Origin of the sequence: Neobacillus sp. FSL H8-0543 (assembly GCF_038592905.1) — a bacterium.
In the GTDB taxonomy this organism is placed as follows: Bacteria; Bacillota; Bacilli; order Bacillales; family Cytobacillaceae; genus Neobacillus.
In genome coordinates, this window is record NZ_CP151943.1 from 4,679,818 (window position 1) to 4,703,827 (window position 24,010).

The window sequence follows — 24,010 nt, forward strand, 5'->3', positions numbered from 1 at the left end:
CACTATTGATAGACTTTAGATATACTAAAAAAACCGTAGGAACCGACAATCTTGGCTCGTTATATACTTTACTGAATACAAACATATAAGATTTAGAAAACTAACTGAGTACGAACTAAAATGGAGGAAATATTACATGAAAAAATTCGTATCAGTTATTTTATTAATAGGCTTATTAACAGGTTGTAATCAATCAGCAACACAAGATGAGATTTTAGAACAGCCAAAGAAAGAAACGAAAGAAACAACTTTAATAATTGATTCAAGTAAAGAAATAAATGGAAAATATCAAGCTACTGATAAGAATACTGGAAAGAAAATTATGGTAGATATTGAAGACGTGAATACTGATTTAATCCAGGGTGATGAGTTAAAGGTAGAAATAAAAGAAGGAAAAGTTCACAAAGTAAAGACAGTAAAAGAAGTAGACACGAAAGAAGTAAAAAAGGTTGAAAAACCAAAACAACAAGTAATTGAAAAACCGAGAGTAGTACCAGAGGTAACGGAAAAGCCTGAAAATAAACCGGTAGAACAACCACAACCACAAATAGAACAAAAACCTGATGTCGTACATGAGAATCCAGAATTAGAAGAACAAATTACCGAACAACCAGCTCCACCTATTGAGATACCAGTAGAACCACAAAAACCAGTAGTACCACAGAAAACACCCCAAGAATTATTTATAGAATATGTAGATAGTGGTAATTGGACATTAACAACTAACACAAACTATCTCAATGAACAGAGGTTATATGTATACGGTGTTCAAAAAGTTGAAGAAAATTTTGTAGGAAATTATGTAAAGAAATATGTAGAGCAAAATATTTCAGGGGGTAAACCAGTTACAGTTACAGTCTATCATGTAGGAAATGGGATAAAGACATATAAATTTTCTTGGTAAGGATTCATATATTTGAGGGTTTTGAAATAGATTTGGATTTTGTCGCAGTCGTTTTGGCCGATACAGAGGATGTTTTTTAAGACGATCCTGTTTTTTTGAAATGGAAAGCGATAGTAGGGTTAGTCCCCTAATAACTTTGAGTTTTAACGTATTGGGGGACTAAGCCTGATTCTCATCTTAACTACATTTTTTATGAATAAATTGGTAAAAACAGCAGAATAGATTGAACTATTTTGTTAGCTAAGACGTTTTATCTGTAGTTAAAAAAATTTTCAATATAGGAATGATAGATAAATGAATAAGGGTGATGAGAATGAAGAGTAAAGAGATTGAAGTGATGATACCAGGTCAATTTCCGTTAGCAGCGACATTAACGATCCCAGATGAAAGCGCTGAAAAATATCCTTTGGTTGTAATGGTGCACGGAAGTGGCCCAACAGATCGGGATTCGAATGCGAAAGGAATGCCGATGAATATTTTTAAGGAATTAAGTGAGGTCGTTGCTGCAGAGGGATTTACGAGTATACGCTATGATAAACGGGGAGTAGGTGCGAGTAAAGGCGATTTTTATGAAGCCGGGGTGCAGGATTTAATTGATGACGCACAGGCTGTATTGGAATTTGCAAAAAAAAATCCAAACATAGACTCAGAGAATGTGATTTTACTAGGTCATAGTGAAGGCAGTATTTTGGCACCATTCATAAATGAAAAAACCCCAGTTGATGGGTTTATTCTTCTCGCAGGAACCGCTGAACCTCTAGCAGATACAATGACATGGCAGCGTGAGGAAATCATAAAGGATGTAAGATCAGTAAAAGGATTTCAAGGCTGGTTACTTCGATTGTTAAAAGTTGATGAAAAAATTACAAAGATAAATGATGATTTAATAAAGGTGCTGCTTGCATCTGATGAGCCGGTGATAAAGTATAAAGGGAAAAAGATTAACGCGAAATGGAATCGAGAGCATATACACATCGATGTTTCACAACCATTACAAAAGGTCACTTGTCCTGTTCTCGCTATTACAGGGACAAAGGATGTAAACGTTAAGGTCAGTGACTTAGAGAAGATCAAATCACTGGTTCAAGGTGAATGTGAAACACATATTATTCAAGACATGACACATATGCTCCGGAAAACAGACGTGGAATACAGCATGAGCAAAATCATGAATAATAATAAAAAGACGCTAAAACAACCTGTTGACGCTGAGCTAAAGGATAAAATTAGTACCTGGTTAAGAAACTGGAAGAATAGACAGCATAAAATCGACAATGCCGAAATGCTGGTAAAGTAATAGGGAAATACCAAAGGGACGGTTCTCATGGCTTATAATGTCAAAAAGTAGACCTGAACCGTCCCCATGGTTCATGGAACAATTTCAAAAACAGCACCTTGGTTAAAATCAGTCACTTTGATAGAGCCGTGAACCCCTAAATATAGTCTGGTTTGATCCAGGTTCGTTCCCAGATTGACATAAACAGCTGATTGAGACCCAAAATCATAATCAGTGGTAATAACACTAAAATCACTTAATTTTCCATCTGTTCTAATCTTTGTGTATGCTAAAACACCTCTAAGCTGAGATTGAGATCCTCTCCGAGCAAGATCGGTAAACACAATGCTACCCGTTAAATCGGGGATTCCATTCCCCATATAGGCTTGCACCCCTGTCAGTGCAGTTCCTCCAAACTTATCGGGGCGGGGATCATCATGATAATAACTAGTTAAAGGAGGAAGTCTCCTCACAGAAGTATTTACTGCTTCATTGTAAAAAGCAATTACCTTCTCCTCCAAATCCGGATTATTCGTGCAGTTCCTTCTAATCAAGGTAGGTAAAGCACCTTCCCACCCTCGCCAGCCAAAATTAATAATACCTTCCTGGTTAGACTCATCATTCATTAATGAAGATTGAATAAGCTGTGTAACCGGCATTGGTTTATAATGAACAAATGAAAAAATCGACTCTACCAGATCCTGTCCGACATTTCCTACATATTTGATATACTGATTATGAAACCTTTGAAATGAAATACCTGGTATATTGCGAACCCCTTTGGCCATTACCGTGAGTGTCTCCTGAATAGCTACAGGTAGTTCATTGAAACGAGTGACTATGGGTGGATTATTGATAAATGTATTCTTACTTACATCAATTTCAAGTATTTTACCAGCGATTTCCATATCATCCTGGCTTAAATTAAAGGGATCATACCCTGAACCACCATCTCCGGTAGTTAAAACAAGTTTTCCTGTTTCTGGTGAAAAGTTTAAGCTATGGACACCATTATGGTTCATAAAAGGTCTTCTTAAGTTAAGTAATGTCCGTCGTTTTTGAGGTTGACCATTTGATTGTATAATCCATTCTTCAACTGTATCAATATGATCATATTGAGTTTCTCTATTTTTCCATCTTTGGTTTAAGGTAGTGGGATCACACGGGTTAGGCTGAAAACCTGCTGGAGAAGCACCTGGACCTTGTGATCCTACCACTGAATAATGAAGATAAAACAGACCGTTATAATAAAATTGAGGATGAAAAGCTAGCCCGAGCAATCCCCGTTCATCATATCCACCTCCAGAATCACCTAGTTTTAAGATTCGTGGGCGAATATCTAAAAAAGTCCTTATACTTTCGTTTCCTATGTAAAAGATCTCACCTACCTGGGTGGCAATAAATAATCTTTCCATCGAGTCACCTGGAAGGATAGCCGTTTTCAAAACAGTCGGCAAATTTATCTTACTTACAATCGGCCGTAAACGAACCTTAACTTTTTTCACCTAACGTAACACTCCTTTCATATTTTTATATTTTGATCATTTATAAGAAAATATGATTAGAACTGATCTATTAGTACCAATGGTGCCTGTCACTTTTTTCTGTAGATAGTGGTAATTGGACATTAACAACTAACACAAAAAATTTTAACAAACGACAAATATATGTATACGGTGTTGAAAAAGGTTATCTCCTTGAATACGGTAAAAGTTCAGAACTTTGATAAAACGGTTACGATGATCCCAAGCTATGCACTTATTTCTGACCGTTCAAAAACTGGAGAAGGATGCAAATTTCTGGTGGAGGTCGAATGAAGCGATCTTTATTCATCGACACCAATAGTATAATAAAGTACGGTATTTCATTGAAAAAGAGTTTAAGCTCGGAGAACCTCCTCAAGCTTAAACTCTTTGATATATAGTGTATAATTTTACTGCGAAACAGTATGTGATTTGAATTCTGTTTTTCTACACAAAAACAGAATTCAATTAGATCCCTTTTACTTTTTTGAAAAACTTTTTATGGCAGCATTAATTATTTATCGATTATAGTGTGTCGGGAATACGCGACGTACGGCATTTGTAAATCCTTCAAAGAGGCCTTCGATTGGGTGACCACCGCGAATATCATTCGAAACATTTTCCATTCGATCGTAAAAATCAGGGTTAACCGAGATGTATACATTATCAATATCACGGTCAACAGATTTTACTTGATCCGCAATTTTTCGTTCGACGTCTTTGGAAAGATCTGTCTTGTTATTTTCGAGTTTTGCAGCTACATAAGCATTATTATCTGTTACAATAACATTCGCATGATCAACTTCATGCATTGCAACAATTTTATCCGCTATATGGTCAGCAACTCTCATCCTAGGTGTTTCATTATTAACATTATTTACATCAGTTAGATTATTATTAACCCCACGTCGATTGTTATCGAAAGTTGTATTCCCATTTGTTCTATCATTTACCCTGCGTCCGTTATAATCATAAGTTAAATTATTATCTGCAGGATTATTGACCCTTGCTGGTTCGTTTATATCACGATTTCGTAATGCTGTATCATTCGCTCCATTGTTATTAACCCCACAGGCAGAAAGGACCAATACTGTTAATGTCGCTGTAACTAATGCTTTGCGTTTCATAAAAATCCTCCTTTTATTTGCTCCCTCTTATATTGCCATCTTTTATTCTTTTGTATTCGTGTTTTTTTCCTGTAAAAGGAGTATGGAAACGATTTGAGGAAGGAGGGATCACGTGTTAAAAGTTCTATAGGTGCGTGTTCAAAAAGGGCTGTAATTTCTGAAAAAACAAAATACGCATCTTTGCAAAAAATGGTAAAATGGATGGGACAATACCAGCAAAATACATACGAGGTGCGTTTTTATGGGAATACTACAGGGACTTCTCATGGCTCAAATTAGCAAAAAAGTAGACCATAGGAACCTTGGCCATGGCCACCCCGTGGCCAAAGTTCCTATGGTCAAGAAAGGAGATAAAGATGGATTTAGGTCTAAAAGGAAAAGTCGCATTAATCACCGGTTCGAGCAAGGGCATTGGTTTAGAGACAGCCCTCCAATTGTTAAAAGAAGGTGTAGAAGTAACGATTTGTGCCAGGAATGAGGATCGTTTAAAGGAGGCAGCAGCCTTTCTTTTTGAACAAACAGGAAAAGAAGTATTGGTTGTAGTAACCGATGTTACACAGGAAGACCAATGTAAAAATGTAGTGGAGGCGACCATAGAAAAATATGGACGTTTAGATATTTTAGTCAACAATGCTGGAACTGTACAGGCCTTCACGTTTGAAAAAGTAGAAACCGAACTTTGGAGACAGGATCTGGATTTAAAATTATTTGGTGCGATTCATTGTGCCCGCTATGCTGTCCCGTATATGCGCCAAGTGGGAGGTGGGGCGATTGTCAATGTAACTGCGATTAGTGGGAAAACCCCTCCAGCTACCTCACTTCCTACTTCTGTCAGCAGAGCTGCAGGGATGGCTTTGACAAAAGCAATGAGTAAGGACCTTGGCCCAGATAATATACGCGTCAACACCGTATGCATTGGCTTAATACGCAGTGAACAAATCGAGAAAATGTGGAAAAATCAGGCACCGGAACTTTCATGGGAAGAATTCTCCCAGAAAGACCGTCAAATTCCTCTAGGACGTATCGGAAATACAGATGAGGCAGCAAAAGTAATTACATTTCTTGTTTCAGATGCAGCTTCTTATGTTACCGGTACTTCTGTGAATATCGATGGCGGTGTGGCTGGAACCTTATAGTTGTTAGATACCACAGGGGTCGATGGAGGAGGTCCCCATCGACCGAAACAAACAGGAAAGAGCGATTTGGGTAGATGAAACAGGTCCCCACTGACTGAATTAAACAAGTATGATCCCGGTCGGATCAATGGAGCAGCCCCGGACACGCCAAATGACCATTGATAAGGACAAAAAGCATGATTTGTTGCCCCACGTGGCCAAACCTACAGCATCAGAATAGTAATCCAATGATGGACGTAGGTCTCATGGCTCAAATATCAAAAATCAGGACAGCAGAACCGTCTCCGTGGTCTTTTTACCCAGTGAATTTATAAATAATGATAAACCTCGAAAACACCGATTATGCAAACCATCATAATTATTAATTCCGTGGTCGGCAAGTCTCCAAGTTTGAACAATAATAATATCCTTATCCTAATCGTTTTACATCCATTTCCTACTACCACTACCTATTTTTGTCAAAAAGTATAATAGGTACAGATACAACTTCAAAATTGTTTGGTGCCTGACACTTTTTTTCAAGTAGTGCTCTAAAAGAAGCCAGAAGAACCGTCTCCATATTCTTACCTCCCATTATTATCTGATTGGGAATAACTTTACAAAAAATTTACACAGAAGAGATTGTTGAGAGGAAATCATTTCTATATTATTACGGTATATTATAGTTAAAAAATTCTATAAATTAAGAAGGTGCTAATAATTAACGATTAACGGTATTCACACAATATTTTATGTAATAGTGACAAAGAATATTAAAATGTACAGCAAAAGGAGAATAGGATTATGCGAAAAAAACAATCTGTAATCGGGAAAATGATCCTAATCGCCATACTAATCCTAATGACAAGTGTTAACGGAGTTGCATTTGCAAACGAAGATGAGTCTACAAATGGTAATCTGGATATTTCTGCTATTGATGAGTTTATGACAAATGAAATAGAGAGACTGAACATTCCTGGTGCTTCATTGGCCGTTGTAAAGGGAGATCAAGTAGAATATTTGCAAGGATATGGGATTTCGAACGCAGATGGAGAAAAAATGACTGCACAAACGCCCATTGTTATTGGTTCAGTTAGTAAATCATTTACAGCACTTGCCATTATGCAGCTAGTGGAACAAGGAGAAATCAACTTAGAAGAGCCAGTGCAATCCTATATACCTTGGTTTCAACTTGCAGATAAAGAAGCATCTAAAAAAATCACCATTCAACACTTACTGAATCATACAAGCGGTCTTTCTACATATGATGGTCAAGTATCGATATCACAAGGGGATCAAACATTAAAAGAACATATACAAAGCTTGGAAAATACAGAATTGACATACCCTATTGGTGAACAATATCAATATTCAAATATAAATTATATCATTTTAGGTTTAGTGATCGAGGAAGCTACGAATAAATCGTATAAAAACTATATCAATGAATTCATATTTAAACCGCTTGAAATGAATAATAGCTACTCTGACCCGAAAGATGATAAAAACGATACCATTTCGGGCGGGTATCAAACGGTATTTGGGTTTAAGATGCCAACAAAGCAATTAAAGCATGAGGGAACGGTTCCTTCTGGTTACCTTATTTCCAGTGCGGAAGATATGGCCAATTATATGATTGCACAATTGAATCAGGGAGAATTCAAAGGAAAAAATATTTTATCAGCCAATGCCATGAACACCATGCATCATCCATCATCATTCATAGGGAATGATACCTCCTATGCGATGGGATGGGAAGTCAATAATGAGGAAATCTCTCATAATGGATGGACAGAAAACACATACTCAAAAGTTGTGTTAGATGGGGAGTATGGCATCAGCCTGCAGATTAATTCAATGGATTATTTCAATCTTAATGAATATGATGCCATCACAAGTGGGATCAACAAGCTGGTACATAATGAAAAACCTTCTATTTCTGATAGTCATCCATTTATGAAATATGTAATGATTGATTTGATTTTACTGGCAATCGTTCTATTAATTGTTTGGTCAGCTTACAGGATGGTTAAACCTAAAAATCGTAAAGTAACAACATTCCGTAGGATTCTAAATGGGTTGTCTATATTCGTGTTTAACTGGCTACTGCCGTTGATTATATTAATTGGATTCCCTAAATTATTTGGGCCTTTGTCTACGGTAACATTATTTGCTCCTGGAATAGGGCATCTGCTATTTATAATACCATTGCTCCTTTTCATTGTAGGAGTTGTTAAATTAGGTAAAGGAACACGAACATTAAAGAAAAATACTTTCGGTGTATAAGCTGAAAAATCGTGATTGATTTTATGAATAACAATAAATCGATACTCCTTTGCCATGACTCGAGGAAAACTGTTTAAAAAATTTAATCAATGGTGGTGTGATTCTTAATGAAAACGATCCAAAAGATGTATGAGCATTTACATTGGGCAAATCAACGGATTCTTGAAACATTGCAAAGTATCGAAGGTGAAAATCCAGAGGTAAACCGTTTATTTTCCCATATACTATTTGGAGAAAGAATATGGATAGCTAGGTTACAAGGATTGGACAGTTCCCGACTGCCCATCTGGTCAGAGGTAGACATAGCCGTCTGTGCCGAACTTGTTAGGCAAAATGAAGAGAGCTTAACAACACTTCTGACAAATATAACAAATACTGACCTAGATAAAATAATATTCTACACAAATAGTAAAGGAACAGAGTTTAAGAATTCTGTACGGGATATTTTAACTCATGTAGCATTGCATGGTCAGTACCATCGTGGACAGATTAACTCACGACTTCGAGCAGATGGTATGGAACCAGTTAATATTGACTTTATTATATTTTCGAGATAAAACGCTAGGGGTATTTCAAAGAACCCTTAGCGTTTGAACTATATAGTATTGGTCTTGTATAACTCACCAGCACTTTTTAAGTGGTAAAATTTAGTTAAGAAATTTTTCTAAAAGGAGGTGCAAAATGGAAGTAATATTAATAAGTGTTACTTCAGCTATCATTATATTTATGACTGTCATTTATTTGATGAAGGCATTCAATATCGCTTATAAGAGAAATGAAATATCACTTCGGAAATTTATTGTTTTTTCAACTTCTTCAATTGGAATAGGTGTTATAGTCGCTTCCGTATTACCCTTTGGTTATCAAAAAATATGGGATTCCCTCTACTATTTGTTTTAGGCAAATAAACGCCAAAAAGAGCACCGTTACGGTGCTCTTTTCTGCTGATTTTTATGCTGTTTTATTTGTTATAACTTTGCTATTTCTAATGTGTTTTTATACTTTTGTCCCCCAAAAGAGAACCCGTTACTATTTAACGGATATTCTTTCCTTATTTTGCAAATACATGATTCCCTATTTTCGTCACTACTTGGCGAGTAGTAATCCAATCGTCTGTCGCAATATCAGGGTTATAAAAATAAATAGAATTGTTTAAACGATCTTTCCTAGTTAGTGCTTCATCCACTGCTTGGATGGCCTCATCTGATGCAGGCTTTTTAATTTCACCGTTTTGAACGGGTGTAAAGGCATAGGCATCTCCTACTACTTCATTAATAACATCAGTAACTGTATTTGGAAAGTGAGGAGATTCAACTCGATTTAAGACAACAGTTGCAACGGCTACTTTTCCTTCATAAGATTCACCTTTTGCCTCAGCTTCTACTATCCTAGCAAATAAGTCTTTCTCTTGATTTGAAAGGGAAACGGCTGTTTCCTCTAGTATTTTTTCTGCCGTCTCTATTTCAGGTTCTGATGATGGTGCTCCTGATTCCTTCGAGGTAGTTTCCTCTGCTGCTTTTTCTGAAGTTTCTATTTCAGGTTCTGATGATGGTGCTCCTGATTCCTTCGAGGCTGTTTCCTCTGCTGCTTTTTCTGGTGTTTCTATTTCAGATTCTAAAAATGGCACTGCTATTTTAGTCGTTTCACTTGTATTCTGCATTTTAGAAATTTCGGTAATCGCCTTGGCCGTATGATTTTGTAGACCTATAAATGAAAATGTAGCAACACAAGCTACAACGAATGTTTTCATGGTGTTTTTCATGTATGCTACCTCCTGGAGTTTTGTAAGGTACAACTGTACCATGTTCTAGGAATCAATTTACAGAACAATACCGTTACATTTCATGTTAGTTTGATGAACAATATTACAAAAGTAGTAGGGATTATGACATTATTCCTATATTCATGTTATATTCAACCCAAGATTACGAAGTAGAGGAATAGTTTACCTGACTTTTTCATAAGAAAATAACTTAGGTCCATCTTTAACTAATTCTTCAAAAATAAAAATAGACGCTTATCCTAAAGGATAGCGCCTGTTCATTGTTCTTGTGCAACTTTGTTTAAGAAGAAAATTTTTTAAAAGATGATTCTTGAGCGATTAATTTTCTTCTTAATATTTTCGGATTCGTTCCAACATATACGCCTGTTAAAACAAAGGCAGCTCCAATTCCATGAGCCCAGGTAAAGGTCTCGCCTAAAAAGAAGGTAGCCATCAAAACAGCCGATACGGGCATCACATTAATGAAGATGGACGCCTTCGCGGCACCAACTTCTTTGATACCGTAATAATACATAATGAATGAAACAACAGTTACAAAGATACTCATATGGGAAATGGCCACCCAGGTTGAAAAGTCAGCGCTTAGAATATCCTGCCAAGATGTTTCAACTGATGCAAACGGAAATAAAAATATCGTACCAAAAGCAACTGCATAGGTGGTGGATTCTACCGCACTATATTTTCTTAATACCACTTTGCCGACAACGCTGTACAATGCCCAACTGATCACAGCACCGAGTAACACGAAATCAATCGGTTCAAATCCAAATTGGAACAGCGTGAGGAGATGACCCTCGGTGATAATAAAGGTAACGCCAGTTAGAGCAATCACCATTCCGATAATATGGTTTTTTGTGATCGTTTCTTTTAAAAATAATCCTGATAAAAGGACAATCAATACCGGGTTTGAGGCAATGAATAAAGAACTCTTGATAACTGGTGCATGTTTGGTAGCAAGAAAAAAACAGATATTATAGACCGCAATCCCGGTTAAGCCTAGAACTGCGAATAACCCATAATCTTTAAGTGTTGGCTTCTGTCGATTTTTTTCCATCAGCCACATAAGTGGAAACAATAGGATTGCAGCCCCGAAAAAACGTAAAAAAGCAACCGTTGCCGGCTCGAAGCTTTGAACGGCTATTTTACCTGCAATAAACGCACTTCCCCATGTAGCCGTAGCTATCGTTAACATTCCGTAGATAACCCAATGCTTTTTAATCATCCTATTCCCTCTATCTATTACTTATTTTTATAAATAGTATTGTATCATCATTTTCGCAGCTCGAAATATATTTTTTGTTAAAACTTTTTTATTAGGGATAGCAAGTTGGTGGCGTATTCGATATGGAAATCGTAGAAGAAGTAATTATTGAAGGACATATGCCATGCCAATGTAGTTGCAGGGGCAATCATGGCAGTAGAATACGCAAGAGTGGCTTACATTATGGATTCTCCCTATAAATTTCTAAATCAATATAAGGATAAAGAGAATCTAGCAAAAAGGAGCCAAGTAAATATTTGGAACCGCACGGGGTATGTAACGAATGAGGAATTGGTGGGTATTTTCCTTATGATGGTTGACACAGTTTGAATAGGGTATCCGAAAGGGAACTGAATACATGAGTGAAAAAAATAATTGCGGTCCTGGAACCCCGGTAGAGTAATGAGTATGTTTACCGGGGGAAGGGGCCTTTTTATAGAGGCTATCCATTAACTTGTGACAAAATTTCAATACGAACAATATGCAACCAAAGCAAAGGGAGCGTCGTTATATTATCCTAATCAATTATCGTAATAATCGGTGGCTTTTCTAAGTAATGAAAAAAATTGGCCCCATCTTCTTCTGCTAGTTTTGCTTCTGGGCTTGCTAATGCTTCCTGTAGCTTTTCCATATTTTCAAATTCTAATATGGTAATAAGGTATAAGTTTAGGTCAGTATTTTGTGAGCCAACTACTCGATGCACAGAATCCTTGATTATATTTGGGATATTCCTACCAAGGGGAACATGCACATTAAAATAGTGTTCGTCAAATTTCTCCTTGTCCTTTGGTTCCTCATACATGATCATCATTTTTGCCATATCATTCACTCCTTCTATTGTATATCTTGTTAAATATATTAATTTACAATCAATTTATTCCACTTTCAGTAATACTGCTGGTTATATATATCTAGATCAATTTATGTCAGACGAGAATCTACTATACATATTTTATAAATTCGAAAATGAAGGAGTTACACAGGAACAGTTGTTGCAGGTTCAATCTCCAATCGGAATTGAAATGGGTGCAGAAACAAAAGAAGAAATTGCAAACAATACCTAAATCCGTTTATCTAAAATCCTTCAATGTCATTTGCTTAATGGTTTCAATATGATCTTCCATAAGATTTTGCGCTAAAAGGATATCTGATTTTATAAGTGCATTTAAAATTTTCTTATGCTCGTTATTTGCCTGGCGCGGTCTTTCCTGGGAGTGAGCAATCATTACACCGATCCAGTTTATTTGAGCTTCCAGTGACTCCATCATTTTTATTAATCGACTGTTTTTTGAATAGGTTATTAAAGTTTTGTGGAGATTTCGATCGGACTGAAAAAAGGAGTTGAGGTTCCCTGAATCGATATCATGATCCACATCCAAGACATTTTGATAAAGTTTTTCTAAAATTGGATTTGGCATATTTGTCATTGATAATTTTATTGCGTGCCTCTCAAGTGCTTTTCTAACTTCATATATTTCTTCGATATCTTTTACATTTGGCTGACTTACAAATGTGCCAGACCTACTTTTAACATCTACTAAACCATCCTGTGAGAGTAGTTGCAATGCATCTCTTACAGGAGTTTTACTGACACCCAACTCGTTGGCGATTTCATTATAATCAATTCTCGTTCCCGGCTTTAATTCATTATTTACAATTTTATCCCTTAAAAAGTAATAAATTTTTTCATTTAAATTACGGTTATCGAAAGCTGTGTTTATCATTATCATTCCCTCCGTTTAGATAAATATATTTTATATTCAGAAAATTATTGACAATCAAAATTGTTAGTATTAATATCTAATATATCAGATATTATATTTCAACGCTAGATATTTACTTTACAAAAGGAGGGGAATTTTTTGAAAAGTATTGCATTATTTGGGTTAACAGGCCAAGGGATTGAAACAGCTGGCGAAATCCTATCAAAGATTATTCAAAATCTTGGTTATTCACATCGTAATTGGCGGGATTTTTCAACGATTATTCGTGGTGGAAATACTTCATTTGAGATCTATATTGCTGACAAGTTTGAAACTGAATCACCACCAAGACTAGAGGAAGTCGAATTGGCAGTTGTTTGGAGTGACGAGGGTGTAAATCGTTATCTACCTAGATTAAAAGATAAATCGATGATATTTGCTCCTGATAATGTTACCGGTGTTCCGACAGGGCACCAAGGAAATCCACCGAAACTTGGCTTTAATGTTTGGGCATTAGGGATTGTTAGCGGGTATCTTGGAATCCCGTTTCAGTTGGTGTTGACTGAAGTGGAAGGCAAATTTAAAAAAGGAAAAAATACTGATTTATTAGAAGTTGGTTACCAGCTTGGATTAACGGTAGGAACAGAAGAGCCACTCGTCGATCTATCAATTGAAAACGCTACCATTTCAGGGAATGATGCATTATGCCTCGGAGCAATAGCTGGGGGTGTAAGACATTATTATGGTTACCCGATCACTCCTGCCTCTGAAATATTGGAGAACTTTTCTAAGTGGCTACCACCATTAGGGGGAGGAGCCTATCAGGTTGAAGATGAAATCGCAGCCATTCATGCAGGTTTAGGCTGCAGTTACGCAGGTAAACGAACATTTGTTGCGACAAGTGGACCTGGATTAGCGTTAATGACCGAGGGATTAGGTTATGCAGCTGCAACAGAAATTCCGCTTGTATTAGTAGATAATCAGCGTGGTGGTCCGTCAACAGGAATGCCAACCAAAACCGAACAAAGCGATTTATTACATCTTATGAATGCTGGACATGGTGAATTTGCCCGGATCTTGCTTACTCCAACAAGTGTTTTGGATTGTATCGTCACCATCCAAGAAGCACTAAACCTCTCAGAATATTATCAATGCCCAGTTATCCTAGCATTAGATTTAGATTTAGCACTTAGAAAAATATCGATTCCTTGGGAAAAAATTGAAAATATGATTCAATCGGTTGAAATTGACCGAGGTCCTACCCTTTTAACGTCTTCCATTGAAGGACCTTATAAACGATATGAAGCAGTGGGCAGTAACCCGCCTCTCCGTACTGTTCCTGGTGTAAAAGGTGGAGCTTATGTAGCTAGTGGTGATGAACATGATGAAAGAGGACTAATGGAACCTGATTTCAAAAAGGTTAGAGGGACTCTGCATGTAAGGCGGTTACATAAGGCAGACTCCATCCATTACAATCGACCATTTTCAATTATTGGGAATAGCGAGGCTCCTACAACCATTATTGGTACAGGAGCAATGGGAGAATTGATTGAGAATTTTATTAAGGATAACCCTGGTGCCTATCAAGGCTTGTTAATTCGTCAACTTGCTCCACTGCCGAAGGATGAATTGAGAGAAGCCTTGAAAAATTCAAAAAGAGTGGTAGTTGCAGAGTATAATGCAAAAGCTCAAATTAGAACGATATTAAAAGATGGGTTAAATAATCAAGAAGTTCATTCCCTATTAAGGTTTGATGGTGAACATTTTACAGACAAAGAATTTCAAGAAGAAATTTCAAAAATTTTTAACGAATTGACTAGTAATCTTGCAAATTAAGGGGTGATCAAATGGTAGAGACGTTAACAGCAAAGGATTTTTCTAATGGCAATTCACCTACTTGGTGTCCAGGTTGTGGAGACTTTGCGGTATTAAGAGGAATTCAAAGCGCTTTGGCAAAATTAAATATTAGACCTGAGAATTCAGTCCTTGTTTCCGGTATCGGATGCAGTGGGAAAATATCTCATTATTTCGGTGGGTATTCTATCCACACAACACATGGTAGAACGTTACCAACAGCATTAGGAATCAAATCTTCTAGACCAGAATTAACGGTCATTGCTGCTGGAGGAGATGGAGATGGGTATGGAATTGGGGTAGGACACCTCGTTCATGCGGCACGGAGAAATTTACCTGTCACCTACATCGTTATGGATAACTCAGTTTATGGAAATACAAAGGGTCAAACCTCGCCGACTAGTCCATTAGGGTATGAGTCTTCAACTACACCGGGAGGAAATAGTGAGCAGCCAATTAATCCTTTATTATTAGCCTGGTCATCTGGTGCAACCTTCATTGGTCAAGGTTTTTCCGGGGATATAAAACATTTGGAAGATTTAATTATCAAGGGAATCCAGCATGACGGATTTTCCTTAATCAATATATTCAGTCCGTGTGTCGTCTTTAACAAAGCGCAAGGATACGAATTTTATAAAGAGAAAATCGCTTATCAAGAGCGTCCAGCGGCAACAAGTCCTGAGTTAGTAACGTTACTCTCTGAAGATCCATTTAGTGTGGGTGTTCTTTGGCAGAACCAAAAGAATACCTCTAGGTATTATCAACAAAATGTGGTAGAAAGTGATGTACTTTCCTACTTAAAAGCAAGTATTGTTTAAGGTTAATGAACCGATCAAATACGAATGATGGGGTGGAAAACATGGAAGGAAAAATCTATGAGTACTTAGAAAAATATAATTATGAAAACCTTTTCTTTTTTAATGATAACGAAACAGGTTTGAAGGGTGTAGTCTGCATACATGATACAACGTTAGGGCCTGCAACTGGCGGTCTAAGAATGTGGACCTATCAGAATGAGTGGGATGCCATTGAGGATTCACTTCGACTTGGAAGAGGCATGACATACAAATATGCAGCAGCCGGTGTTGACCTTGGTGGAGGGAAAGCCGTCATTATTGGTGATCCAAAAAAGCAAAAAAGTGAAGCCATGTTCAGGGCATTTGGACGCTTTATCAATCGATTAAATGGATTATATATTACTGGTCAAGATGTGGGTACAACGTTAAGAGATATGGAGACAATCCGATTGGAAACTCCTTATGTAGTTACGCTTCCTAGAGAGTTTGGTGGAGCAGGAGAAATTTCTCCGTATACTGCATTAGGTGTCTATCAAGCAATGAAAGCTTGTGCCAAGGAGAAGTTTGGAACGGACAGTCTTGAAGGGGTGCGTATTGCCGTTCAAGGAGTTGGAAATGTTGGCTATCATCTTGTCAAATACCTTTCCAAAGAAGGTGCAATGATTACGATTGCAGACATTGATGAAAAGAGAGTGAGAGAAGTAGCTGAAGAATTTGGTACCAATATTGAGTCTGTAGATAGAATTCATGCTTTAGAAGTAGATATTTTTTCACCTTGTGCACTAGGAAAAGTAATCCATGATCGTTCAATAGAGGAATTAAAATGTTCGATTGTCGCAGGCAGTGCCAATAACCAGTTATCGGAAGAAAAACATGGAGATTTTTTAAATGAATTAGGGATCCTCTATGCGCCTGATTATATCGCAAATGCGGGTGGAACCATTTTTGATACCGATCGTATCAAGCCTGGTGGATTTAATGAACAAAGAGGGATAAATTCGGTAAAACGAATCTATGAAACGATGACAAATTTAATTCATATTTCAAAAACAGAAAAAATACCAACCTATAAAGCTGCTGATTTATTAGCAGAAAGAAGAATTGAGAGTGTTGGTAAGGCAAAACACTTACGGAAACAAAGCTCCATCTTTAATTAAGGCTATTTCGTAAACTATCTTACTTTTAATACTAAAAATATAAATTGAATACGTAAGAGGTTTTACGATAGGATGGCGGAAGCCTTAGATTATTACGGGTTTAGACATTCATTCGAAAACCAACAATCTATGCGAAAAAAACTTAAAAAACTCGTGAGGAGTGAGTAGATTGCGATTAAAAGATAAGGTTTGTATTGTAACAGGGTCAAGCATGGGAATTGGAGAAGCGATTGCGGAACGATTTGCACAAGAAGGTGCAAGAGTGGTCATTAACTCTAGAAGCCAAGAACGGGCAGATAAGACAGCGGCTGTGCTTAAGGATAAAGGTTATGATGTCATCGCGATCGCAGCAGATATGTCCAGTAAGCAATCGGTCATTACATTGATGGAAAAGACAGTTGAAAAGTTTGGAAGGATAGATGTTTTAGTCAATAATGCGGGGGTTAATCGGATTGGACCATCAATTGAATTAAGTGAAGAAGATTGGCGGACCGTCATTGATACGAATCTTACTGGTACCTTTTTCGCCGCGCAAGAAGCAGCTAAATGTATGCAAGAAAATGGAGGATCAATCATCAATATTACTTCTATATATGGGCAGGTCTGCGTTCCTATGAGAGCGGCTTATAGCTCAACAAAGTTTGCTATGAATGGGTTAACCAAGGTTCTTGCAGTCGAATGGGCAGAGCAAAATATTCGTGTCAATGCTGTAGCTCCAGCCTATATCAAAACACCCCTGGATGAAACCGATCAGGAAGCTGGTGGTTATGGAGATGATGATGTGATTAGACGAACTCCACTAAAAAGATTTGGAACCACAAAAGAAGTCGCAGATGTTGTTTTATTTCTAGCCTCTGACGAATCTAGTTATGTAACCGGCTCCATTTATAATGTGGATGGCGGTTGGGTAGCCTATGGCGGTTGGTAAAAAGGGAGGATATTCATGGCTGTTAGAGTACTAGAAAAAAAAGAATACTTCTTTGAACCCTTAAATGGAACAATAGGTCCCGGTGAGGCGAAAATCGCTCGTTTTGTGACGGATGAAATTTCATCTACACTTGGTGGTGGCATTGTAATGATGGAGAAGTGTAAATTTCCATGGACCGTGCGTTATGATGAAATCCTATATGTAACCGAGGGTGTAATCATTATAGAATCAAATGGTGAAAAAATGGTTGGAAAAGAAGGGGATTCATTTTTCATAGAAAAGGATACACCAATTATATATGAAACTGATACTCAAGGAACTTTTCTGTTTTCATTGTATCCAGCCAATTGGAACAAAATTTAATGAATGGAAGCATCTTTTCAAATAAGGAAAAGATGCTTCGATTCAAACTTCAAATTCTCATACTTCTAAATCATCTTGTAAAATTCATCAAAGGATTAATATTCCTACTCCGTTTACTTACAGTGCATAATTTTATTCTCATTACATTAACAAACTAATCTATCAATCAGTAGTTTTGATTCGCAATAATAAAAATGATTATTCTTATAATTAAAAATGTTTCTTCTTAAGGGGAGCTTCATCTTGCACAATACTCTAAAGCCATAACCAATCAGTAAAATATATTAAAGGAGTGGGATGGATTTGAATAATGTTATTCTAATTGAACTTATTATCTACTTTGTGGCAATGCTTGGAGTTGGAGTCTATTTTAGTAAAAAAAAGTTAGGCTACGATGATTATCATCTTGGTGGAGGCAAAATACCTGGTTGGGCTCTGGCTTTTTCTGAAAGATCAACAGAAGCGTCTGCATGGTTACTATTGGGTGCTACAGGTTTTGCTTTTTCTTCTGGACTTTCTAGTGTTTGGCTTTTTATTGGTATGTTAGTTGGAGTAATTGTTTCATGGGTATTTTTAGCTAAAAAATTTATGGAGGAAAGAATAAAGTATGACGCTCTAACACTCCCAGATTATTTATCAGCACGATTCCCTAAGCATGCAAATTGGATCAGGGCCATTGGAGCTATAATCATTATTCCTTTCTTTACACTTTATGTAGGCAGCCAATTTGGAGGTACAGGTAGTACGTTAGAACAAACAATGGGAATTAATCCTTTAACAGGCATTCTTATAGTTGCTGCTGTTGTCATTGTGTATTCATGCCTAGGGGGTTTCATGTCTGTTGTTTGGACAGATGCCATACAAGCTATTTTAATGGTAGCTACACTTTGTATTTTGCCAATTGTCGCCCTAATCAAAATATGGGGAGCCGATCTATCCATTACGGATGCCCTAGTTCAAGCTGGAAATGGCGCTGATTCTTGGACTGGTGGTGCAACAGGATTTGCTATCGGGCTGCTGATCTATTCAAACCTTTCATGGGCTTTAGGATATTTGGGGGGACAGCCTCATATTAGTGCAAGATTTATGGCGTTAAAAAATGAAAAGGACGCGAAAACAGGGAGAAACTTTGCCATTCTTTGGGGAGTATTAGCATACGGCGGTGCATTTTTAATCGGGATTACAGGTTTGACCTTATACGGTTCTGGTGAAGTTGATAATGTTGAAATGATTTTACCATTTATGCTTACTGAATTACTTCCAGGATGGTTAGTTGGAATTTTACTCGCGGGCATTCTTGCAGCTATTATGTCAACAGTCTCCTCTCAATTGTTAGTCGTCACTAGTTCTATAAGTGAAGATCTCTTAACTAAGATTATGGGTCTAAAATTTACTGATAAACAATTGGTATTGATTTCACGTATTACCGTAACGATTGTTGGAATAATTGGTTTAGTGATTGGCCTTATGTCAAAATCACTCATTTATGTTGTGGTAGGATGGGCTTGGGCAGGAGTTGGAAATAGTTTTGCCGCCGCCATTCTTTTAACATTCTTCTGGAAGCGTATGTCCGGTGCTGGAGTTATTGCTGCACTTCTAACTGGCTTTATTAGTACCATCATTTGGATCAATACACCTCTTGAGGGCATCTTTACCTCCCGTGGTGCAACATTAGTTTTAGCATTATTAGCGGGGGTTATTGTTAGTTTGGCTATCCCAGAGAGAAAAGATATTTCAACTAAAACAAGTGAAGGATTAAAAGTCACATAATCATGCTTAGGAAAGTAAGATTATTCTCTAGTCATCCATCCAGACTCAACTCCTGCTTAGAATTGGTTATATAAAATAGTTGAGGTGTTCAAAATGGCAGAAGATAGTCCTGATTTAGTAAAATATTACGCTTCAAAGAGTTACTGGCTTGAAAGCTGCGGTGATGATTTAAGTCCCAGGCCTAAATTGAGAGAGGAATTGGCTGTTGATATCGCAATATTGGGTGCGGGATTCACGGGTTTATGGACTGCCTATTATTTATTACAACAAAATCCTTCTTTAAACATAGCGATTATTGAAAAGCATATCGCAGGTTTTGGTGCTTCTGGCAGAAATGCTGGCTGGTGTTCACCCAAATTTTCAATAACGCCTGAAGTTTCTATAGAACGGTTTGGAAAGGAGGCTGCTAGGGAATTACAATTATCGATGTATGCTTCTGTGAATGAAATTGAACGAGTTATTCTGGAAGAAAAGTTGATGGTTGATTGGGAAAAATCCGGTTTTATAAAGGTGACATTGGGAGATCATCTACTCTATCAATTCGAAAATGAAATAAAATCATACCAGAAACTTGGTTTAGAGGAGTACTATCAGCTTCTGAATAAAGATGAAACAAATGAACGAATACGTGCACAAGGAGTAAAAGGTAGTATCCTCACTAAGTACTCAGCTGTACTCCACCCTGGGAAATTAGCCAGGCAATTGGCTAGAATACTAGAGAGGAGAGGGGTAAAAATATATGAACAAACAGAGGTAGTAGATTTTAAAGAAGGTGAATCTTTAACACCCCCAAAATTAGTGACTAGCGAGGGCACTGTTACTGCTAATTTAGCAGTTGTTATAGCGGGAGAAGCATATCTTAGCCAAATGACTAAATTTCAGCGTCATATCATTCCGATGTACTCATCAATGGTAGTAACTGAACCTTTATCGGAGGAACAATGGGCAGCAATTGGTTGGGAAAATCGAGAGGCTGTTGGGTCAAACACATTAGCTCAGGATTATCTTCAACGAACGGCTGATGGACGAATATTATTTGGACTTGGGAATGCAGGTCGCTACCGCTATGCCTCAAAAATTAAAGATTCATATGACACTCAGGATTCCGTCATTGACTGGTTAAAGCAAAGGGTTATCAAATGGTTCCCTTCGGTTTCCCACAATCAGTTCACCCATGCTTGGGGAGGGCCAATTGGGGTTACCAGTGACTGGACACCCAACTTTCAATTTAATCAGCAAACCCGAGTGGCCAAAATTTTTGGATACTTTGGTCAAGGTGTTTCTACAGCGAATTTGGCGGGTCGAATTCTCACTGATCTAATTTATGAGAAAAAAACTTCCCTTACTGATTTGCCAATGGTTCAACATTCTTCAGCAAAATGGGTACCGGAGCCGCTGCGGTGGATAGGGGCCAGGTATGTTCAATCAGAAATTGGTCGGCTAGATAAAAGATCGGATATACATGGGATAGCACCCAAAGGAAATACCTTAGCTGAACGAATGATTCGGCACTAACATTAAGGACAAAAAGGAGTAACACCAATAAATTGCATGAATTGAAAAGGTAAGTCTATGAGTAAGGAGGGGTTATATGGAATTCTTTTTGAGTTGTTATGATAATGCATTTCCTTGTGAAGTGACCATTGATGAAGAAAATGGTAGGTATATGCTAAAGAAATCGGATTCAAGCGGAGAATATTTTAATAGTCCAACAGAATTAGTGGATTGGATTAAGAATAATTGGACTGAAAGAGAATTCATTAATCCCAATGAATTTATTGATATGATCGCTTTGTTAGATAAGTATATTTGTAAATCCTCTAATTATTGATCAAAACATAATATTATTACTAGTAGGACCTTGATAAGAGCCTGACCCGAGTAAAGTTATTAAAGGGCCAGGCTTTTTATTATGGTTATTCGAAAATTAAAAAATGTGAAAAGCCTTACTAGGAACCATCCCTACACTTTTCCTAATTTTTTTGCAATCAACGCTGCGGCCTTTTTTGGATTAAACCGGTATAATAAATCCATAATTTTCGCATCTTTTCCTGCTAATACACGATACTCTTTATTTTCCATCCCTCTAATAATAATCTCAGCTGCTTCTTTAGGGCTAAGTAGTTTATAATAATGACTTTGACCTTCCTCTCTTTCTCTTACAGCCCCAGAATTTTCTACGATGTTTGTGTTTACCCCACCTGGAAGAACGAGGGTTACACCAACATTTGAATCTATAAGTTCTGAGTGAAGTCCTTCTGTAAACATCTTTACTGCAGCCTTTGAAGCACAGTAAATCGATTGCCGTGGCACCGGAAGAAATCCACCCATGCTAGAGATATTTGTAATGTGAGCTTCTGGCCTCTGCAAAAGGTGTGGTAAGAACGCTTTACACATATATAGCGTACCGTAGAAGTTTACATCCATGACCAATTTAATTTTTTCAAAATCAAGATCATTTACATTGATAAAAGGCTGAATAATTCCTGCATTATTGATCATTCCATCCACACTTCCGTGTTTTGCGATGATCTCTTCTGGAAGCTTTTCTACGTCATCTTTATTTACTAAATTGGCTAGGTGCGTCGATATCCTTTCACCATAATCTTTCGCTAAGATTTGAGTTTCCTGTAACCCCGTTTTATTGATGACTGCTGCAACTCTAGCGCCTTTTTCTAATAGTTGGAGAACGAGCTCTCTTCCAATCCCGCCGCCAGCACCAGTTACAACAATTACTTTATTTACTACTTTCAACTATACACCCCATTATTTATCATTAATTAGTAAAGTGCAGACTTATATATATTTATTAGAACCCTTTAGATTTAATTACAATATGCTGCTGAATCATTAGTACAAGAAGGGGATTATAACGGCCTTATAAAATGGAAGAAAAATAGAGTTAAAAAGCAAATATCGCTTGAAAAATAAAATAATAATGAGGAGGGATATTACGAAAAATATGCCAGACATACAATTATTTAGAAGGGGGATTGACCCGTATTTTCTGATTAAATTCAGAGTTACCTCTGTGTAGAGAGCAATCGATGCTTTTAATACTAGTGAATTCAACAGTCTAATGCCAATAAAATGAAATTATACATTTGGGTAAGTAGAAATCAATGTAATAAAAAAAAGATAGATAGCATTTTATCATTGCAATCTATCTTTCTAATATGTATTTTTTTATTGCTCACACGCCCAATTATCTTTATCTCTGTCGTGTTTAGACGCATATGCTGGGTGAGTAGAAGGTACCCCATTAGGATGAACTTTTCTCATTTCGGTACAATTTTTAAAACTTATGACTTGGCTAGTATTCACTTGTTCATTTTCAGCAGTAGCTTTAGCTGCTGCTTCCTGTGCTTTTAGTGCCGCTTCTTCTTCTGCTTTCCTTTTTTCTTCTTCAGCTAATCGTTGCCTAGCTTCCTGTTCTTCTTTTTTCTTTTGCTCTTCTAAAGCTAGTTGTTCATCGATTTTCTTTTGCTCTTCTAATGCTAGTTGTTCTTCAATTTTCTTTTGCTCTTCTAACTCCTTAGCCTTTTGTTCTTCCGCTAACTTTTCTTTTTCTGCTTTTTCTGCCTCTAAACGTGTAGCTTCCTTCTCTTTATTATCTTCACTCATTGATTGCTTTTCATCAACTTTAGCTACTTCTTTTTGTTCAGGCGCTGTAATACCAAATAATATGAAAGATAATACAAACAATATAGCACCTCTCGTAATTACAGCTTTCCTTGATTTCATTTTAACTATGGATGGTTTGATTAAACCTAATAGAATAATAATGACCGATAATAGTAGTAAAAGCATAAAAATAGTGTTCAAAATTGACAACTGACTACCCCTCCTGTTTAGAAAAACGATAAATACATTAAAACTCATGTGGTTTCTAATATTAACCAGGTATTATTCTAACAAATATAGAATTAATTGTCTTGCCTTTTGTTTGTACACGTGGCTCCTTAGTATGAATAAGTAAAAAATGGGCATTATTCAAAAATGGATGATGTTTTTTTTTGAAAAAAACAGCTAGGACAAATGTGCTGGTATGAAAAGTTTTCCATTACTTTTCTCCTGTTTTAATTGAAAAAGAGAGGACAGAAAATAGTGAATTTGTACTGAATATTCTAAATTTACACGAAATTTACCGAGAGTTCATACCA

Annotated in this window: 24 protein-coding genes and 1 pseudogene; 17 read left to right on the forward strand and 8 right to left on the reverse strand. The window is 37.0% G+C overall.

What is annotated here, in order from left to right; genetic code table 11:
- The first annotated feature begins 136 nt into the window (after positions 1–136).
- Complete coding sequence (locus tag NSS81_RS23365) at positions 137–904, forward strand: hypothetical protein (protein ID WP_342431005.1); 768 nt, start codon at positions 137–139, stop codon at positions 902–904.
- A 313-nt stretch (positions 905–1,217) separates the two neighbouring features.
- Entirely contained in the window at positions 1,218–2,201 is a 984-nt protein-coding gene (locus NSS81_RS23370) for an alpha/beta hydrolase (RefSeq protein ID WP_342431006.1), read from the forward strand.
- 71 nt (positions 2,202–2,272) lie between these two features.
- Here the strand turns inward: NSS81_RS23370 and NSS81_RS23375 are convergent, their stop codons facing one another.
- Positions 2,273–3,685 carry a PQQ-dependent sugar dehydrogenase gene (locus NSS81_RS23375; protein ID WP_342431007.1) on the reverse strand — a complete coding sequence of 471 codons (1,413 nt, stop codon included), beginning with the start codon at positions 3,683–3,685 and terminating at the stop codon, positions 2,273–2,275.
- Between the two features lie 186 nt (positions 3,686–3,871).
- Here NSS81_RS23375 and NSS81_RS23380 point away from each other — a divergent pair.
- A pseudogene (locus tag NSS81_RS23380) lies at positions 3,872–4,029 on the forward strand (mechanosensitive ion channel domain-containing protein); the annotation flags it as partial.
- 192 nt (positions 4,030–4,221) lie between these two features.
- Here the strand turns inward: NSS81_RS23380 and NSS81_RS23385 are convergent.
- Complete coding sequence (locus NSS81_RS23385; protein WP_342431008.1) at positions 4,222–4,830, reverse strand: YhcN/YlaJ family sporulation lipoprotein; 609 nt, start codon at positions 4,828–4,830, stop codon at positions 4,222–4,224.
- A 356-nt stretch (positions 4,831–5,186) separates the two neighbouring features.
- Here NSS81_RS23385 and NSS81_RS23390 point away from each other — a divergent pair, with 356 nt between their 5' ends.
- From NSS81_RS23390 to NSS81_RS23405, 4 genes are all read left to right on the forward strand, one after another.
- Entirely contained in the window at positions 5,187–5,966 is a 780-nt protein-coding gene (locus tag NSS81_RS23390; protein WP_342431009.1) for an SDR family oxidoreductase, read from the forward strand.
- A gap of 783 nt (positions 5,967–6,749) precedes the next feature.
- The gene (locus NSS81_RS23395; protein WP_342431010.1) at positions 6,750–8,231 is read left to right on the forward strand and encodes a serine hydrolase domain-containing protein; all 1,482 of its coding nucleotides are present in this window, start codon (positions 6,750–6,752) and stop codon (positions 8,229–8,231) included.
- Positions 8,232–8,338: 107 nt separating this feature from the next.
- A complete protein-coding gene (locus NSS81_RS23400; RefSeq protein WP_342431011.1) occupies positions 8,339–8,788 on the forward strand; it encodes a DinB family protein in 450 nt (149 codons plus the stop codon).
- Between the two features lie 124 nt (positions 8,789–8,912).
- Positions 8,913–9,131, forward strand: coding sequence for a hypothetical protein (locus NSS81_RS23405; protein ID WP_342431012.1), 219 nt, complete (start codon positions 8,913–8,915; stop codon positions 9,129–9,131).
- Positions 9,132–9,282: 151 nt separating this feature from the next.
- Here the strand turns inward: NSS81_RS23405 and NSS81_RS23410 are convergent, their stop codons facing one another.
- Complete coding sequence (locus NSS81_RS23410) at positions 9,283–9,993, reverse strand: cell wall hydrolase (RefSeq protein ID WP_342431013.1); 711 nt, start codon at positions 9,991–9,993, stop codon at positions 9,283–9,285.
- 301 nt (positions 9,994–10,294) lie between these two features.
- Positions 10,295–11,236 (reverse strand): DMT family transporter, encoded by a 942-nt coding sequence (locus tag NSS81_RS23415; RefSeq protein WP_342431014.1) that lies wholly within the window; start codon positions 11,234–11,236, stop codon positions 10,295–10,297.
- A gap of 147 nt (positions 11,237–11,383) precedes the next feature.
- On the opposite strand from NSS81_RS23415, the gene NSS81_RS23420 reads away from it, so the two are divergent.
- The gene (locus NSS81_RS23420; protein ID WP_342431015.1) at positions 11,384–11,605 is read left to right on the forward strand and encodes a hypothetical protein; all 222 of its coding nucleotides are present in this window, start codon (positions 11,384–11,386) and stop codon (positions 11,603–11,605) included.
- A 187-nt stretch (positions 11,606–11,792) separates the two neighbouring features.
- Here the strand turns inward: NSS81_RS23420 and NSS81_RS23425 are convergent, their stop codons facing one another.
- Positions 11,793–12,095 (reverse strand): EthD family reductase, encoded by a 303-nt coding sequence (locus tag NSS81_RS23425; protein WP_342431016.1) that lies wholly within the window; start codon positions 12,093–12,095, stop codon positions 11,793–11,795.
- A gap of 103 nt (positions 12,096–12,198) precedes the next feature.
- Here NSS81_RS23425 and NSS81_RS23430 point away from each other — a divergent pair, with 103 nt between their 5' ends.
- A complete protein-coding gene (locus NSS81_RS23430) occupies positions 12,199–12,339 on the forward strand; it encodes a hypothetical protein (RefSeq protein ID WP_342431017.1) in 141 nt (46 codons plus the stop codon).
- Positions 12,340–12,345: 6 nt separating this feature from the next.
- Here the strand turns inward: NSS81_RS23430 and NSS81_RS23435 are convergent, their stop codons facing one another.
- The gene (locus NSS81_RS23435) at positions 12,346–12,999 is read right to left on the reverse strand and encodes a GntR family transcriptional regulator (protein WP_342431018.1); all 654 of its coding nucleotides are present in this window, start codon (positions 12,997–12,999) and stop codon (positions 12,346–12,348) included.
- A 138-nt stretch (positions 13,000–13,137) separates the two neighbouring features.
- On the opposite strand from NSS81_RS23435, the gene NSS81_RS23440 reads away from it, so the two are divergent.
- From NSS81_RS23440 to NSS81_RS23475, 8 genes are all read left to right on the forward strand, one after another.
- Complete coding sequence (locus tag NSS81_RS23440; RefSeq protein ID WP_342431019.1) at positions 13,138–14,814, forward strand: 2-oxoacid:acceptor oxidoreductase family protein; 1,677 nt, start codon at positions 13,138–13,140, stop codon at positions 14,812–14,814.
- A gap of 11 nt (positions 14,815–14,825) precedes the next feature.
- Positions 14,826–15,650, forward strand: a complete 825-nt coding sequence (locus tag NSS81_RS23445) for a thiamine pyrophosphate-dependent enzyme (protein ID WP_342431020.1) — start codon at positions 14,826–14,828, stop codon at positions 15,648–15,650.
- Positions 15,651–15,691: 41 nt separating this feature from the next.
- Positions 15,692–16,786 carry a Glu/Leu/Phe/Val dehydrogenase gene (locus NSS81_RS23450; protein WP_342431021.1) on the forward strand — a complete coding sequence of 365 codons (1,095 nt, stop codon included), beginning with the start codon at positions 15,692–15,694 and terminating at the stop codon, positions 16,784–16,786.
- Positions 16,787–16,955: 169 nt separating this feature from the next.
- A complete protein-coding gene (locus NSS81_RS23455) occupies positions 16,956–17,714 on the forward strand; it encodes an SDR family oxidoreductase (protein ID WP_342431022.1) in 759 nt (252 codons plus the stop codon).
- A 15-nt stretch (positions 17,715–17,729) separates the two neighbouring features.
- Positions 17,730–18,077 carry a cupin domain-containing protein gene (locus tag NSS81_RS23460; RefSeq protein WP_342431023.1) on the forward strand — a complete coding sequence of 116 codons (348 nt, stop codon included), beginning with the start codon at positions 17,730–17,732 and terminating at the stop codon, positions 18,075–18,077.
- Positions 18,078–18,380: 303 nt separating this feature from the next.
- Positions 18,381–19,847: a sodium/proline symporter gene (locus tag NSS81_RS23465; protein ID WP_342431024.1), complete on the forward strand. Its 1,467-nt coding sequence runs from the start codon at positions 18,381–18,383 to the stop codon at positions 19,845–19,847.
- Positions 19,848–19,940: 93 nt separating this feature from the next.
- Entirely contained in the window at positions 19,941–21,362 is a 1,422-nt protein-coding gene (locus NSS81_RS23470; protein ID WP_342431025.1) for an FAD-dependent oxidoreductase, read from the forward strand.
- Positions 21,363–21,438: 76 nt separating this feature from the next.
- Positions 21,439–21,678, forward strand: coding sequence for a hypothetical protein (locus NSS81_RS23475; protein WP_342431026.1), 240 nt, complete (start codon positions 21,439–21,441; stop codon positions 21,676–21,678).
- 131 nt (positions 21,679–21,809) lie between these two features.
- On the opposite strand, the gene NSS81_RS23480 is transcribed toward NSS81_RS23475, so the two are convergent.
- On the reverse strand, positions 21,810–22,601 hold the full coding sequence (locus tag NSS81_RS23480) for an SDR family NAD(P)-dependent oxidoreductase (protein ID WP_342431027.1): 792 nt from the start codon (positions 22,599–22,601) through the stop codon (positions 21,810–21,812).
- A gap of 432 nt (positions 22,602–23,033) precedes the next feature.
- Complete coding sequence (locus NSS81_RS23485) at positions 23,034–23,681, reverse strand: excalibur calcium-binding domain-containing protein (RefSeq protein ID WP_342431028.1); 648 nt, start codon at positions 23,679–23,681, stop codon at positions 23,034–23,036.
- Positions 23,682–24,010: the final 329 nt, after the last annotated feature.